Genomic DNA, 14,380 nt, shown 5'->3' with positions numbered 1-14,380 from the left:
TGGATCAGCGCTTCCTTGTCGAGCGACTCAAGAGCCTCGCGAGTCATCCCATCCTTGAATCAGGACCCGCAGGCTCTGTCAAAGATCGTCTCCGGACGCGCCCGCAGCGATACCCGTGAGCAATTGCTCCGCATCACCTGGCGGGAATCCGGAGGTCCTCCGGTACGCCCGCCCACACGCAAGGGATTCGGCAGCGTCGTTCTGGAGAGAATGATGGCAGGATGGGGAGCAACCTCGGTCATCGATTATGCTCCGGCCGGTCTCGTATGGGCTCTCCGCGCAGACTCGCGCTCGGCGATGGACAGTTTTCTGACGCCCGAAAGGCCTCCTGTCGGATCAGCCCCTCAACAGGACTCCCGCACAGGACGACCTCGGAGCGATCGATGAATCCGAGTTCGGCGAGCGCCATGATGCGGTTCTTGTCGAGCGACGGCTGGAAGGTGAAGTCGAAGCCGGCGAGCGTCTTGATGGTCGAGAGGCGCGCCATGACGAGGGCGGTCTTGACGCGGCGGTTCTCACGCAACGTGAACTCCTCGGCGAGCAGTGCGTCGACGGCCTCGAGAGCCGACACCTCGCCGCGTTCGAGCCGGCGGACGGTGGCGTCGAGGATCTCGATGGCCCGCGGCATCTTGAGGCCGACCATCGACTGCTTGATGCGCTCGACCACGGATGGGACGATCTCCACACGGGTGCTCATCGCACGCCTCCCCGATCGGCGAGCCGACGACCGACCGCGTCGTAGAAGTCGAGCGAGCGACGTGCGACACGATCACCGGCGCGTCCGACGACGATCTGATCACGAGCGATGTGTCTCGCACGTGATGAGGACGTGAGCTTCCGATGTTCCGGGTCGACACGCTTCTGATTGCGTCCGTCCAACGGGACATGCCGCGCGACGACCACGCCGTCCTCGATGATGCAGATCTCGTCGGCGAAGACGTGGACGTCGAGAATGCGTCGACGGGTGGCGTCCGGCACGCTGTAGAGATTGCCGGCGACGCTCACCAAGCCTTCATGCGAGACGCGGCGCTCGAGCTTCAGCACGGTGCGATAGGGCGCGAGCGGAAGTGGCTTCAATGCGAGCCGCTCCTCGGCGAAGGCCTCGTTGACGACGCGCTGGGTGGTGGCGTGCAGGCGCGCGTTCGCGACGCCGTCGAGCCACTGCCGAAGCTGCGCGTTGAGATCGTCGAGATTGCGGAACGAGCCGGCGAGGAAGAAGTCCTCGCGGATGTAGCGGAACGGCCGCTCGACCTTGCCCTTGGTCTGTGGTCGATAAGGCCGGCAGGCGCGTGGCTGGAAGCCGTAGTGACGGGCGAGATCGAGAAGACCGCGGTTGTAGACCACCAGGCAGTCGGGATCCTCGCCGGTCACCGCGGTCTTCATGCGGTCGTAGAGGATCTCGCGCGGCACCCCACCGATCGCTGCGAGCGCCGCCATGTGACAGCGCAGCACGGTCTGCAGGTCCTGGTGGATCACGAACCGTGCCCAGATCAGTCGCGAGAAGCCCAGCACCAGCGAGAACAGCCAGACGATGCGGGTGAGGCCCGGCTCGTCCGTGAAGGTCACCTCGAAGCGCGCCAAGTCGACCTGGGCCTGCTCGCCGGGTGGCGTCTCGAAGCGGACCTCGAACGGCTTGAGCGGCGCCGGCCGCAGGTCCCGAACCGCCCGCTTCACGGCCGTGTAGCCGCCGGCGAATCCCCGTTCACGGAGCTCCCGCCACAGCCGGACGGCGGTCAGCTCAGGGAAGGCCGCCAGGCGCTCCCGCAGGTACGCCAGGAACGGATCGGTGCTGCGGGCCTGCCGCTGCCGCGGCCCATAGGCCGGCGGCTCCAGGCCCCGGGCGATGTAGCGGCGGACCGTCTTCCGGTCGAGGCCGAGCTGGCGAGCGATGGCAGTGACCGTCAGGCCCTGCCGGTGAAGGTCCAAGATCATCATGAGTTCCCCGAGTGTGACCACCGTGCCGGTCCCTCCCGCCAAGGGGACCAGCATCGGCGACGACCGCGCCGCCCGGCCTCCCGGGGCATGCCCCGGGAGGCCGGGCGAAACGACGAAACTGGGGAAAATTCGGCGCCCACAATTGGGGAGGATTCAACGCCCGGTCACAGTCTGCTCCAGATGCCGTTCGATCTTCGCGCGCAGCTCCGGATAGTGCTCCAGACGGCTGGCCGTGTTGCTCAGCATCTGCTCGGCGTGTTTCTCCATGGCGTGCGCGTCGCGCAGCCAGTCCAGAAGTGTTCCCTCCACCGATTCCGTCCTGGTCGTCATAGCCTCTCCCTTCTCGTCACGGCCATCCGACCGGTATTTGGAAACGGAAGTGGGATCGGATCAGTTCCTGGGATGGCGAAACTGCCTTGTTTAGTTTTCCACCGCACTTTCGCGGGAACGAAGCGCAAGGTATCAAGGCGCCTCCATGTGACGTACAAACAATGTATTCTGAGGCGAACCAGGGAGCCGTGGATGTGAACATGGATACGACGCGGTATCGTCTCTCCGCCGGCAGTGACGGATGGAACTGGCAGCTGTTCGACGAGGATGATCGCCTGCTGGCACAGGGAGCGGCGCCCAGCATGACCCTCGCCCGGGCGGCGGCCATGCAGCGCGGCATCCACGAACTCACAGCCGGACTGCTGTTTCCAGATTCGCAATCCGGCCCTTGCGAGGGGCCTGACCAGCATTAGGTAGGTCGTGGGGCGTAACGAACCACACCTATCCGAGAAACAATGATCACCCGAAGGATGCTGAACCGGCCCGCCGGACTTTACTGGGCGAAGATCGATCACAATGGGACAGGCCCGGCTCCCGACATTACCGTCGTGGACGTTGATGACGATGGCGACGTCCGGGCCATTGGCTATCCTGACACGATCGACCCGGCGAAAGTGACCTGGCTGGGGCTCGCCGTGCCTCCGGCGGCGCTGGAACGCCGGTGACGAAATTTCAATCGATGGGAGCGCCGGTCGCTTTGCCGAAGCGCGCAACCGCCCTCCCGGCCGCGATCTCACGCATCTTGAAGACCAGAATGATCCCGAGCAGCGCGAGCCCGACGCTGTTGGCGAGGATGATCACTGCGTCGCCCCGGAGGAGCCCGTAAAGCACCCACAATCCGATGCCTGTTGCGAGGATTGCGTATACCGACGAAGCCGGCCATGGATTCCGAGAGGAAGCCGGCCACCCGTTCCGATTTGAAGCCGGCCAGGGTTCCGAGACGAAGTCGGCCACCTGGGCAAGGGCTCCCGCGGGTCGCTGGGATGATGTTGGGGACCCGGGAGGCGGTCAAGCCCGCGCTTTTTAGGGCTATCCCTTTGTTCGACGGCGGGCGACCATCCCTTCGTCCCGACCTGTCCTCTGGAGAGCAGCGCGCGCAGGGGCGGTCAAGGATGGCCGCAGGCCACCGGAACGGCGCGCAGCGTCCCTGACGGCCCCGAGCACGGTGCTGGACTTGGTTGGTCGGGGCGGTCGCTTCCCCGCCGTCATGCGGAGCGGCTCTTGCGCAAGCTGTCGCCGGAGAGCTCGATCCTGTAGGCGGAGTGGACGAGGCGATCGAGGATGGCGTCGGCGATGGTCGGGATGCCGATCATGTCGTGCCAGCAGGGGACGGGGACCTGGCTGGTGACGAGGATGGAGCCGGCATCGGTGCGATCCTCGACGATTTCGAGGAGGTCGCGGGCCTGCTCGGGCGTCAATGTTTCGGGTCCCCAATCGTCGAGGATGAGGAGCTTGACGCGGGCCAGTGAGCGCAGGAGCTTTGCGTAACGGCCGTCGCCGCGAGCGAGCGCCAGCGTTCCGAGGAGCCGCGGCATTCGATAGTAGAGGACGGAGAAGTCCTCTCGGCATGCCTTGTGGCCGAGCGCGCAAGCCAACCAGCTCTTCCCGAGTCCGCATGCGCCGGTGATGATCAGATTGCGATGTTTGGTGATCCAGTCACAGCCCGCGAGTTCGAGGAAGAGCGCACGGTCGAGGCCGCGCGCCGTTCGATAATCGACGTCCTCGACCGAGGCCGGATGACGCAGCTTGGCGGCGCGGGCGCGAGCTTCGAAGCGTTTCTGGTGGCGCACCGTCATCTCGTGTTCGAGAAGCAAGCCGAGCCATTCCGCGTGCTCGAGAGCGCGAGCCTCGGGGTTCTGACCGAGGTCCTTGAAGGCCTTTGCCATGCCGTGCAGACCGAGGGCCTGCAGCGTGTCGAGGGTCGGATGAACGAGCATGAGAGTCTCCATCAATTGAAGTAGCGCGAGCCGCGCAGGTTTTGATGATCGAACAGCGTCGCTGGAGTTCTGGTGCCGGGAGCAGCGCTGTCGAGCTTGTGGGTGAGGATCGAGGCGACGCTCTTGTAGGTGAGTGCGCCGATGTCGAGGGCACGGGCGGAGATCGCTTCGGCGCGCGCCGGATCGATGCCGCGGTAGAGACGCAGAATGCCGAGGCAGGTGCGGAACCCCTGTTCGGGATGTGGTCGATTGGCGAGCACGGCCGTGACGAGCCCTTCCGTGTTCGGCCCGATCTTGGCGGCCCAGCGTCGGAAGCGTTCGGGTGTCCACTCGGCGTAACGCCGATGTGCGCTCGGCATGTGATCGGGATCGGTGCCGTGGCGAGCGCCGCCCCAACGACGCTGATGGGCGGCAACGCGCCGACCGCGATGGAACAGCTCGATCGTTCGCGTCGTGATTCGCACGTCGAGCTCGACGCGGATGAGCGCATGCGGGACCGAGTAGTAGAATCCGTCGACCTCGACGTGATAATCGAGGTTGGCGCGCACGCGGCGCCATTCCGCGTACTCCCAGTCGGTGTCGGGCAGCGGCGCGAGAGCGTCCCGTTCGATGCGCTCGAACAGATCACGACGGCTGATGCCGAGCTTGCGCATTGGGCGATCGTTCAGATGATCGAGCATCGTTCTGATCGCAGCATTGCACTCGGCGAGCGAGAAGAATGTATGGTGACGCAGTCGACCGAGGATCCAGGTCTGCGCCAGTCTCACGCCCGCCTCGACTTTCGCCTTGTCGCGAGGCCGCCGTGGACGCGCCGGCAGGACACCGATGCCATAGTGATCGGCCATCGCCCCGTAGCTGCGATTGATCTCGGGATCGTAGAACGACGCCTTGTGGACGCCGCTCTTCAGATTGTCCGGAACGATCAGCCGTGGCACGCCGCCGATGAAGCGGAACATCCGGACATGGGCGCCGATCCAGTCCGGCAGCGCCTGCGTCCAGGTCGCCTCCGCCCAGGTCAGGTTCGAGGCGCCGAGAACCGCCACGAACAGCTCGGCCTCGCGGACCTCCCCGGTCGCCGCGTCGACGATCGCGACCTTCTTGCCCGAGTAGTCGACGAACACCTTGTCGCCGGCCACATGGTGCTGCCGCATCACCGGCGACAGGCGCCGCTCGAAGGCGCGGAACAGCTCACAGAACCGGCTGTAGCCGTAGCCGTCCGGACAGCTCTCCCGGTATTCCTCCCACAGCACCATCAGGGTGACGCCGGGGCGCTTCAGCTCGCGCGCCAGCGCCGCCCAGTCCGGCTCCGCACGCCGCCGCTGGCCCAGCCCGACGCCAGGCCGCTGGAACAGCCGTCGTTCGAGCTCGTCGTCGCCGAGGTCGGCCGGCAGCGGCCAGCCGAGCCCGGCCGCCGTCGCCCGTTTGAGGTTGTCCTGGATCGTGCTGCGCGCCACCCCCAGGGTCCGCGCGATCTCCCGCGTCCGCACCCCGTCGTGGTGCAGCCGCAGCATTTGCCGCAGTTGTCGCATGGTCAGCTCTCTCCGTGCCGGCATCCGCTCTCCTCCGTGTCGGGAAGAGTCGAATGCGCCGAGTCGCTGACCCGCAGGACACCCCTGCCGGACCTTCCAGCCCCGTCAGGGGGCCGGCTTCAAATCGGAATGATGGCCGGCTTCATTTCGGTACGGTGGCCGGCTTGAAATCGGAATACCCGGCCGGCTTCGCTCGGATTTCGCACGAGGATCACGAGCATCCTGAGTGACAGGTCCCCGGCCTTGCCTGTCCGCCAGCATTTTCTCACCTGCGGAATGTAAGACAGCGTCGTGCACAGGGCGGCGACGAGACCCACGACCGTGGTGAAGTCCTGCTGCAGGAGACTGGCCATATCCGCCAATGACGTTGCGCCTGCGAGGTTCCTCCACGGGTCGAACGCTCGGCAAACTGTACCGAGCAGTGCCGCTTGACCTTGTCGGGCCGGATCTTCCAGCTTTCACGAGCGGGCAGACCCGCCGAAGTCCCATTTCGCGCTTCTGCCCGCCTCGCCCCGGATCAGCGATCCGGGGCGAGCTTTCAAGAACCGGCAGCGCTCCGGTTAACAATTCTTGTCAAAAACGGACAATCCACCTACGGTGGATTCATGAGAGCGTCTGCAACCCGTATGCGCACATTGACGATCTCGCTTTCTCACCGCCAGGTGAAGAGGATTCAAGAAGCTGTGGATTCAGGAACTTACGCTTCGAACAGCGAGGTCGTCCGCGATGCCCTGCGCTTGTGGGAACAGCGCGAGGAGCAGCGCACCGTGGATCTGGATCGGCTGAAACGCGCCGACGACGAGGCCGAGCGGAACCCAGCGAAGGGGCGCTCGACCCCGGACTGAGGTCGCGTCGAGGCAGGCAGCCCGTTCTCCCCGGCATGCGCAACGAGACGGCAGCCGGCGAGCAAAAGCCACTCAGCCTACACTGCGATTGCGGCCAGCCCCCTTGGCGGACAGGAGACACGCATCAGCCGCACGGACCAGCCCCTCGGGCGTGACGGCATCCGCGAGTTCGGCAGCCCCGATGGACAACGAGACGCGGCCGAGATGCTCCTGCGTCGAGCGTCGGAGCAGGACCTTTCTCGAAACCGCCGCACGGATGGTCTCGCTGACCGCCAGCGCTTCGGAGAGCGTCGTGCGCGGCAACAGCACCGCGAACTCGTCGCCTCCGAAGCGCAACACCAGGTCGCCCTCACGAACGTTCTGCTTGAGCGAGGTCGCGACCAGCCGCAGCACCTCGTCCCCGATCTGGTGGCCATACTGGTCGTTGAATTCCTTGAAATGATCCACGTCGGCGATGATCAGGGCGAGCGCCGTCCCGGCCGTGCGGGCCTCGGCCACCATCCGGACCAGCATGAAGTCGAACAGTTTCCGGTTGCCGACCGCCGTGACCGGATCCGTCACGCTCTCCAGCTGGAGCAGCTCGATATTGCGCTGGAGCTGCAGCACCTGGTTCTCCGACTTGCGAAGGTGGGCCTGCATGCGTGCATTGGTCCGCTTGATGTCCTTGGTGGACTTCAGAAGCGCCGTCAGAACCGCGTTCAGCGCCTTGTTTTCCTCCATCAGGTCGAGCTGCTCCACGGCGTGCCGAAGCCCCACGTCGTAGACATCGACGGCCTCGCTCGCCGTGCCGAGGAGGGTTCCCACGGTGTGCGCCTCGTCGCGCAGGCGCTCTCCGGCCGAGACCAGCTGCTGGAGTGCCCGCAGGGGTGAACAGTGCCGGTCATAGACCGATTTCACGCTGTTTGGGGACACCTGACCCGAGGCTTCGAGCGCGTCGATGTCTTTCGCAAGCTCCTGGTTAGTCCCGCAGAAGTAGGTGAACCAGACCTCGAATGTCTTCGGATCGAGCAGCAAGTCGGCCGAGGTGATGCGGGCGAGTGCCTTTGCCGCGATCGACGCGACATGAAGGCGCTCGTCGGCAGTTGCTGCGGGTTCCGATCGCTGTGCCAATGGATCCATCCTTTCCGGGGCGCCTGGCCCGGCTGACATTCCTCCGTCAGCTACACAGGGCGGGCGGGAGCTGCATCGACGGATCGAATCCGGCTGTGGACTTCGTCCAGACGCTGCCGGGTCTGCGTGATCTGCCCTCGGATGCCCTCGATCTTGTCCCGGGTGCTCTCGCGATCGGCATCGTTGCCGGTCATGACCAGAACTGCTCCAAGCAGTCGTTCCAGATGCTGCGTCAGCAGGATGAACAGCTCCAAAAGCTCGTACAGGCCGTTCTGGATCAGCTCCCGGTCGGCCGCATTGGCTGCCGAGGAGTCCTTTCCGCCGTGAACAAGAACGAGTGTCCGTGCCATCGACAAGTCCCTCATTTCCGCTCGGGGAGCGTGGCTACCATTCTCCCCGGCGGCCACGCCGTTCGAGGAGGATCCGACGGGCGGGAGCGGCGGGCAGAGCCGCCCCGCCGCGTCAGACGTCAGGGTGTATTCATCACCGCCGAGTGGTCGATCCGCTGGAGTTGGTCATAAGCACGTGCGACCGCGTCCCGCGCGGTGTCGATCTGCCCGATATACTCGGCCCCTCCCGGCGTCGTCGCCATGATCTCGGAGACACAGGCCAGCATCCCGTCGATCTGGTGGGAGACCTGAACCAGAAGGGTCATCAACCCGTGGAACTGGCATTGCACAGCGTGCAGGTCGACGTGCTCTTCCGGACGACGTTCCGGGTCCGGCCGAGAATTCCGATCAAAGTCCAGGATGACCGACATGGTGCTCTCCCGTCGGGCTCAGGCGGACCGCACCGTGGTCAGGAACCGCCCGACCTCGAGCTTCAGCCGGTTGCTCTCGTTGGCGAGCGACCGGGCCGACGACAGGACCTGGGCCGAGGCGGAGCCGGTTTCACCCGCTCCCCGGTTGACCTCGGTGATGCTGCCGGCCACCTGAGTGGTCCCGGAGGCCGCCTGCTGGACATTGCGGGCAATCTCGTGCGTCGCGGCCCCCTGCTCCTCGACGGCCGCCGCGATCGTTGCGGAAATCTCCGCGATCCGGCCGATCGTCCCGCCGATGGTCTTGATGGCGGCAACCGAGCCTTGCGTCGCCGTCTGCATCCCGGCGATCTGAGACGAGATATCGCCGGTCGCCTTGGCGGTCTGCGCCGCCAGCGCCTTCACCTCTTGGGCCACGACGGCGAAGCCCTTGCCCGCCTCGCCGGCCCGGGCCGCCTCGATGGTGGCATTGAGGGCCAGCAAGTTGGTCTGCTCGGCAATCGCCGTGATCAACTTCACCACGTCGCCGATCCGGTTCGCCGCCTGAGACAGCTCGGTGATCTGCGCATCGGTGGTTTCCGCCTGCCGGACCGCCTCTGCGGCGATCCGCGAGGACTCCTGCACCTGACGGCTGATCTCGCTCACTGACGAGGCCATCTCGTTGGTCGCCGAGGCCACCGACTGCACGTTGCTGGACGCCTGCTCGGACGCCGCGGCGACCGTCCCGGACAGCGATTGGGTCGTCTCGGCGGTCTTGGTCAGGGTTCCCGCAGCGGCTTCCAGCTCGGTCGAGGCGGAGGACACGGTTTCGATGATGTTGCCGACCGCCCCTTCGAACGCATCGGCCAGCTTCACCATGGCCTCCTTCCGGTCCGCCGACGCCTTGCGGTCGCTCTCGGCCTTCTCCTCCGCCTCCCGCCGCGCCTTGTCCTCGGACATGACCTTGAAGGCCTCGACGGCCTCCGCCATCTGGCCGACCTCGTCCTTGCGGCCGAGACCCGGCAGCACCACGGTGAAATCGCCGGCACCGAGCCGACGCATGGCATCGACCAGGCCCACCAGCGGCTTGGTGATCGCGCGCCCGATCAGCCATGCCAGAGCCACACCGAGAACGAGGCCGCAGGCTGCAAGTATCAGCACGAGTGTTCCGGTGCTGGCGATCAGGCTCGCGGTCTCGTCCTGGATCCTGCGTTCGTCGGCGATACCAGACGTTTTGATCGCAGCCGCATCGGCGGCGAGAGCATCCGACTGTTTCGACATGTTCCCGGTGATCAGGGCTTCGATGTCGCGCGTGATCTCGTTCGCCCGCCGGAAGCCTTGTTCGTAGCGGCCAACCAGCATCCGGGACTGCTCCAAGCGGCGTCGCAGGTCCGGACCGAGCGGTTGCCGCTCCAAGTCGCCGACGATCCGCTTCAGCTCGGCGACGTCCTTCTCGGCAGCCTGCTCGGTGGCGGGATCGTGACGCAGCAACAGCTTGTTGACGTTCAGGCGCACCTGCATGACGGCCTGCAGGCCCTCGCTGAACAGGCCAGCGGCGTCCGGCTGCCCGGCCCGCGCGGCGTCTGCCCGCAAGCCGTCGAAATCGAGCCGCAGCTGACGTCCACCGGAATCCAGAACATCCTCGGTCAGCTTCACTTGCTCGCGCCGCAACGGGATCAGCTGCTCGAACCCCTTCGCATAGACCGCGACCTGGTCTCGGATGCCCTCCATCTTGGCGTGTCGCTCGGGGTTTTGAATGATCCGGAGCCCCTCCGAGATGGTGCTTTCCAGCCGCTTGCGGCGCTCCCCGGCCATTTGAACATTCTGTTCCACGCCGGTCATCCAGTACTCGCGGACGTAACGGCGGAACGCGAGAAAATCGCGGTCGACGTCGCTGACGATCCTCACCACTTCGACCCGCTGGGCATAATTGTCGAAGCCATTCTCGGCCTTCTAGAAGGCGACATACGAAGCCCCCGAGGCGAGCGCCAGGATGCCCAGGACGCACGCGAACCCAAATGTGATCTTGGTGCCGATCTTGCGATCGGCGAAGATACCCATAAGTCCCGAACGGCCTGCTGACGGTTCCGTGGTCATGTTTGGAATCCTCTGAAAGGGCGGCGCAATCGGCGCACCTTGTGGCAGACGACCGGAAGCGGCTTGCACCATGGCGAGGGGCCTCGCACACTACACGGCGCTGCAAGCTCGCTTCCAAGATGAGGAGGTGGATAGTTTGACTCGGATACGTGTTGGCTCAGGAAAGCCAAATTCGATTAAGCAAATGCTAAAATACGCTTTATACGTAACATTACCACGCGGAGCAGCGAATGGTCGTGTGAAAACGAAGGCTATTCCAAACGATTAGCCTGTCAAGAGAGGCTGTCACCGGTCAGACAATCACCTGATACACATATTTTTTAGCGCGACATCTCGACACTGCTGATTGGCTCCGGTACCATGTTGATGGTTTTATATATAGGAAGCGAAAGAATAACAAAAAAACGAAGCAGCGCCCGATAGAGGCGGTCCGCATGGGAAGACGCCTGCATTGGCTCAGCTCTTCGTCGTTCGACGAAGTCAGACACAGCATCATCAGCAAAGGGCCGGAAATCGAGCGCCTGGACCTCATTGAAAACACCTTCTACTACGGGACCGTCAGCACGCTGGTATTCCAAGGTCGCGACGATGGGCCTCTGGTGCAGACGATCGATCACGGCGCCGGGGTGTCGTTCAGGCTCGAATCGACGTCCACAGTTCGCGTTCTTGTGCCCACCGCGCCGCTCGAACTCGTGCAGGCCGGGCAGCAGACCGAGCTTCAGCAGGATCGGGCGGTCTTTCTGCCGAGTGACGAGTTCTCTGGCATGGCTCGAAAAGGCCGTTTCGTCGTGTTGCGATTACAGGATGCGGCAGTTGCGGAGGCCATGCGCACCTTCGAGACCGAGGAGAATTTCCTGACCTCCCTGTCGATGGCGGGAGGCGATCAGGCGCTGCCCGGTCTCGCCCAGCTCACGCGCCACCTACAGGTCATGGTCGCCATGGCGGACAAGGAGCCGGGGCAGATTCTGGACTCGGAACAGTTCTGGCTCGCGCAGGAGCAACTCCTTACACTGAGAGCCGCCCAGATCCTCGCCGCACGATCCCGGTCTGATCGTAGACCCAAGGTGAGCCGGAACGCGGAGACGCTGCGCCGGACCGTGGACTTCATCCATGCGCATTCCGATGGACACATCGACCTGATGGCTCTAGCCGAGCAGGCCGGGCTGTCGCTCCGCTCCCTGCAGATCATGTTCCGGCGGGAGTTCGACTCCACCATCATGCAATATATACAACGACATCGTCTCACCGTGGCGCGGACCTTGCTGGAGCAGGCCCGGCCCGATCAGACCATCACATCCATCGCCAGGGCGGCGGGTTTTCCTCACCTGAGCGATTTCGGCCGGGTCTACCGGGAAATGTATGGCGAGACCCCGAGTGAAACTCTCCGGCGTTACCGGCCCTATGGACGTCCCTACAGGTGAAGCTGTTGCCGCGCGGAGCCACCCGAGCTGGTGTGCTTCGGGTGACGCCACTGCATTATGATTCGATGCAGGATCAGGCCCTCAGATCGTCAGGCACCCGGCCGCCGTTCTCGGCCAGCTTCTTCATCACCTGCCCGTGCAGCCATACATTCATGGTGGCGCTGTCGTTCGTATCGCCCGAGTAGTGGAGCTCTCTGGCGAGTTCTTTGCGGGCCGCCAGGCTGCTGTCGAGATCGAGAAGCTTCATCAGATCCACGATGGAACGGCGCCAGTCCAGATTTTCCGTCCGCTTGGCCGCCTTCTCCGTCAGTACGGCTGCGACATCCACGTCTCCCCCGGAGGGGCGGTCGGAGGGCGGTGCGGATGCCGGAGGAGCGCTGGGCAGCGGGGTAGAGCGATCGCTGGGCGCCGGCGATGCCGAGCCGGGAGCTGCGGAAGGCGGGGGGCTGGACGTGGAGGCGGGAGCGGGGCCGTCTTCCGCTCGTGCATGCCCGAAGATCCGCGACATGATGGTGCCGAGAACGCTCATCGATCATCCTCTCAAAGTGGTGCCGGAACTTAAAACCTCCTTTAGGGCTGTTTGATCCACGGTCTTCCGAGGGATTGCGGACGCAGGGCTTGGCACATGGAACAAAACAAGAATATAGTTCCACCCACAGCCGTCGCTTCTTCTATGGCCAGCCGCCGGTCGTCTGTTCATCAACCAGGAGATCGATAATGTCCGTGGGAGCCCTTCTTGCCCCGCCTCTCGATCCTGAACTGATGAAGCAGCTGCTCTCGTACTTTGGTGAACTCGGCGAGACCGACAACCGGAAGAGCAGCACCATCAGGCTGCTCGTCGAAGTCATGGCTGACCAGAAGCTGGGAGAGCGGGCCGCTTTGCTGACCTCGTTCGAGCTTCGGATCGAGGCGCTCTCCGGCCTCTACGGCCATCCGTGGTTCCGCGCCTGGACGCTGGCCCCCGAAGAGCCGGGAGGCGCCCGGCTGATCCATGAGGCCGTCATCGTGGCGGCCGCAATCCAGCCGCTGATCGAAGTCGACCATCGCCCGGCATTCGACCCGGTGAGTTTTTTCGCCCGTGTTCTCGACCGGACTCGATCTCAGGGAGCGGCATGAGCTGCTCTACTCCGGCCCTGATGCGCCGGAGCCAGCGTGCCGATGCGTTCAGCGTCCGAAAAGCGAGAAAAACTCCCGGTCGGTCCCCAGCATGTGCTCGACGACCGTCGTCCGGCACAGAAACAGTCGAAAGTCATCGAGAACATCCTGACCGTCGGCAAGAGATTGCCGCAACCGCCGGGCTTCCCCGAGAAGCTGCGCATGAATCATTCGGTGCTCCTCGGTCCCCGCGTAGCCTCGTGCCTGGAGGACCGACTCCTCGTATCTGAAATGTTCGGCGATATGGGCCATGAGCTTGTCGATCGTCGCCATGATCCGTCGGTCTCGATCTTCCGCGACCGGCAGAGGGAAGAGCTCGTTCACCAGGTCGAACATCTGGCGGTGCTGTCTGTCGATGAGGACTTCACCGCATTCGTAGGCCGGTTGCCAGACCAGCCTCGGAGACCGGATCGAGCGCTTTTGCCGAGGCGCGTCCCCGGCCGGCGACGGCTCCTCCGCACTGCCACGCCCTGCTTCCTTGGCCAGATACATCCATTGATCGGCGCGATCGATCAGGGCCTCGGCGAGTTCGCCCGTTTTATGCTGAGCGGCGCCGATCGAAACAGACAGACGGCCGAGGCTCTCGTTGGTGGAGCGCTTGCGCAGCTCACGGGCCGAGATGGCGGAACGCACCTTGTTCCCCGCAAGCACTGCGCCCTCGAGAGAGGTGCGCGGCAGCAATACGACAAACTCGTCTCCGCCGTACCGGCAGACCAGATCGTCCTGCCGGGAGTTCTGCTTCAAAGCGCTGGCGGCCAGCCGCAGGATGTCGTCCCCGATCACATGGCCGTGTCGGTCGTTGAACTCCTTGAAACTGTCGAGATCGATGAGCAGAAGCGACAGAGGCTCACCGGACTGTTCCGCCTTGGCGATCATCCGGGGCAGGCACGTCTCCAGCAAGCGGCGGTTCCCGACGCCCGTCACCGAGTCGATCATGTTGTCGAGCTGGACCCGATCGAGGCGCTCCTGCAGCCGGCTGATCTGCTCCGAGGCGCCCGCGAGCCGCGTTTTCAAAGTTGCATTCAACGCCTGCAGGTGTTCGGTCGTCTGGAGCAGACCACCCATGGTGGCCTGAAACTCGGCCACCACATCCGACCTCTTCATGTCGGCGACGAAGCTGGCCAGATGGTCGCGATAGCTCTCAGTCGCGCCGGCAGCCTCAGCGTGGCGCGGATGGCGTCGAGGGCGCCGATGGCGCGGCGGCGAGCGGTTTCGAGCACGGATCGAACGTCCGCGTAGAGGTGGGCGCCCCACTCGGACCGGAAGCCGTTGGTCACCTTGCGGA

General features: G+C 64.5%; 17 protein-coding genes and 3 pseudogenes. 5 read left to right on the top strand and 15 right to left on the bottom strand.

What is annotated here, in order from left to right; translation table 11 throughout:
* Nucleotides 1–340: 340 nt before the first annotated feature.
* From CCR97_RS19045 to CCR97_RS19035, 3 genes and pseudogenes are all read right to left on the bottom strand, one after another.
* Nucleotides 341–697, bottom strand: a pseudogene (locus tag CCR97_RS19045) (ATP-binding protein); the annotation flags it as partial.
* Nucleotides 694–1,956 (bottom strand): IS21 family transposase, encoded by a 1,263-nt coding sequence (istA, locus tag CCR97_RS19040; protein ID WP_111360541.1) that lies wholly within the window; start codon nucleotides 1,954–1,956, stop codon nucleotides 694–696. The pseudogene CCR97_RS19045 and the gene istA (CCR97_RS19040), both read right to left, overlap by 4 nt.
* Nucleotides 1,957–2,103: 147 nt before the next feature.
* Nucleotides 2,104–2,265 (bottom strand): annotated as a pseudogene (locus tag CCR97_RS19035) (DUF892 family protein); the annotation flags it as partial.
* Nucleotides 2,266–2,465: 200 nt separating this feature from the next.
* Here CCR97_RS19035 and CCR97_RS19030 point away from each other — a divergent pair.
* Both CCR97_RS19030 and CCR97_RS19025 read left to right on the top strand, forming a co-directional pair.
* Entirely contained in the window at nucleotides 2,466–2,678 is a 213-nt protein-coding gene (locus CCR97_RS19030; RefSeq protein WP_111357754.1) for a hypothetical protein, read from the top strand.
* A 42-nt stretch (nucleotides 2,679–2,720) separates the two neighbouring features.
* The gene (locus CCR97_RS19025) at nucleotides 2,721–2,930 is read left to right on the top strand and encodes a hypothetical protein (protein WP_111357755.1); all 210 of its coding nucleotides are present in this window, start codon (nucleotides 2,721–2,723) and stop codon (nucleotides 2,928–2,930) included.
* A gap of 7 nt (nucleotides 2,931–2,937) precedes the next feature.
* Here CCR97_RS19025 and CCR97_RS32130 read toward each other — a convergent pair whose 3' ends face one another.
* The 4 genes from CCR97_RS32130 to CCR97_RS19010 form a co-directional block, all read right to left on the bottom strand.
* Nucleotides 2,938–3,066 carry a hypothetical protein gene (locus CCR97_RS32130; RefSeq protein WP_274611538.1) on the bottom strand — a complete coding sequence of 43 codons (129 nt, stop codon included), beginning with the start codon at nucleotides 3,064–3,066 and terminating at the stop codon, nucleotides 2,938–2,940.
* Between the two features lie 404 nt (nucleotides 3,067–3,470).
* Nucleotides 3,471–4,202 (bottom strand): IS21-like element helper ATPase IstB, encoded by a 732-nt coding sequence (gene istB / locus CCR97_RS19020; protein ID WP_111357757.1) that lies wholly within the window; start codon nucleotides 4,200–4,202, stop codon nucleotides 3,471–3,473.
* A gap of 11 nt (nucleotides 4,203–4,213) precedes the next feature.
* Nucleotides 4,214–5,755 (bottom strand): IS21 family transposase, encoded by a 1,542-nt coding sequence (gene istA / locus CCR97_RS19015; RefSeq protein WP_111357758.1) that lies wholly within the window; start codon nucleotides 5,753–5,755, stop codon nucleotides 4,214–4,216.
* 95 nt (nucleotides 5,756–5,850) lie between these two features.
* Nucleotides 5,851–6,084: a SemiSWEET family sugar transporter gene (locus tag CCR97_RS19010; RefSeq protein WP_111357759.1), complete on the bottom strand. Its 234-nt coding sequence runs from the start codon at nucleotides 6,082–6,084 to the stop codon at nucleotides 5,851–5,853.
* Nucleotides 6,085–6,159: 75 nt separating this feature from the next.
* On the opposite strand from CCR97_RS19010, the gene CCR97_RS32560 reads away from it, so the two are divergent.
* Nucleotides 6,160–6,576 (top strand): ribbon-helix-helix domain-containing protein, encoded by a 417-nt coding sequence (locus tag CCR97_RS32560; RefSeq protein WP_420826087.1) that lies wholly within the window; start codon nucleotides 6,160–6,162, stop codon nucleotides 6,574–6,576.
* Between the two features lie 72 nt (nucleotides 6,577–6,648).
* On the opposite strand, the gene CCR97_RS19000 is transcribed toward CCR97_RS32560, so the two are convergent.
* The 5 genes from CCR97_RS19000 to CCR97_RS31815 form a co-directional block, all read right to left on the bottom strand.
* Nucleotides 6,649–7,686 (bottom strand): GGDEF domain-containing protein, encoded by a 1,038-nt coding sequence (locus tag CCR97_RS19000; RefSeq protein WP_170145875.1) that lies wholly within the window; start codon nucleotides 7,684–7,686, stop codon nucleotides 6,649–6,651.
* Between the two features lie 50 nt (nucleotides 7,687–7,736).
* Nucleotides 7,737–8,036, bottom strand: coding sequence for a hypothetical protein (locus tag CCR97_RS18995; RefSeq protein WP_146618767.1), 300 nt, complete (start codon nucleotides 8,034–8,036; stop codon nucleotides 7,737–7,739).
* Between the two features lie 119 nt (nucleotides 8,037–8,155).
* Entirely contained in the window at nucleotides 8,156–8,446 is a 291-nt protein-coding gene (locus tag CCR97_RS18990) for a hypothetical protein (protein WP_111357763.1), read from the bottom strand.
* A gap of 18 nt (nucleotides 8,447–8,464) precedes the next feature.
* Entirely contained in the window at nucleotides 8,465–10,330 is a 1,866-nt protein-coding gene (locus CCR97_RS31820; RefSeq protein WP_245428895.1) for a methyl-accepting chemotaxis protein, read from the bottom strand.
* Nucleotides 10,331–10,375: 45 nt separating this feature from the next.
* Entirely contained in the window at nucleotides 10,376–10,519 is a 144-nt protein-coding gene (locus tag CCR97_RS31815; protein ID WP_244670557.1) for a hypothetical protein, read from the bottom strand.
* Nucleotides 10,520–10,953: 434 nt separating this feature from the next.
* Between CCR97_RS31815 and CCR97_RS18980 the strand changes: the two genes are divergently transcribed.
* Nucleotides 10,954–11,940, top strand: a complete 987-nt coding sequence (locus CCR97_RS18980; RefSeq protein WP_111357764.1) for an AraC family transcriptional regulator — start codon at nucleotides 10,954–10,956, stop codon at nucleotides 11,938–11,940.
* 73 nt (nucleotides 11,941–12,013) lie between these two features.
* On the opposite strand, the gene CCR97_RS18975 is transcribed toward CCR97_RS18980, so the two are convergent.
* Nucleotides 12,014–12,469, bottom strand: coding sequence for a DUF3597 domain-containing protein (locus CCR97_RS18975; RefSeq protein ID WP_111357765.1), 456 nt, complete (start codon nucleotides 12,467–12,469; stop codon nucleotides 12,014–12,016).
* A 233-nt stretch (nucleotides 12,470–12,702) separates the two neighbouring features.
* Here CCR97_RS18975 and CCR97_RS18970 point away from each other — a divergent pair, with 233 nt between their 5' ends.
* A complete protein-coding gene (locus tag CCR97_RS18970; protein ID WP_111357766.1) occupies nucleotides 12,703–13,056 on the top strand; it encodes a hypothetical protein in 354 nt (117 codons plus the stop codon).
* Nucleotides 13,057–13,104: 48 nt separating this feature from the next.
* Here the strand turns inward: CCR97_RS18970 and CCR97_RS18965 are convergent, their stop codons facing one another.
* Together CCR97_RS18965 and CCR97_RS31390 are read right to left on the bottom strand one after the other, a co-directional pair.
* The gene (locus CCR97_RS18965; RefSeq protein WP_201159762.1) at nucleotides 13,105–14,181 is read right to left on the bottom strand and encodes a diguanylate cyclase; all 1,077 of its coding nucleotides are present in this window, start codon (nucleotides 14,179–14,181) and stop codon (nucleotides 13,105–13,107) included.
* A 14-nt stretch (nucleotides 14,182–14,195) separates the two neighbouring features.
* A pseudogene (locus tag CCR97_RS31390) lies at nucleotides 14,196–14,380 on the bottom strand (hypothetical protein); the annotation flags it as partial.

Source organism: Rhodoplanes elegans (assembly GCF_016653355.1).
Classification (GTDB): domain Bacteria; phylum Pseudomonadota; class Alphaproteobacteria; order Rhizobiales; family Xanthobacteraceae; genus Rhodoplanes; species Rhodoplanes elegans.
This window is presented reverse-complemented; position numbering and strand designations above follow the sequence as displayed.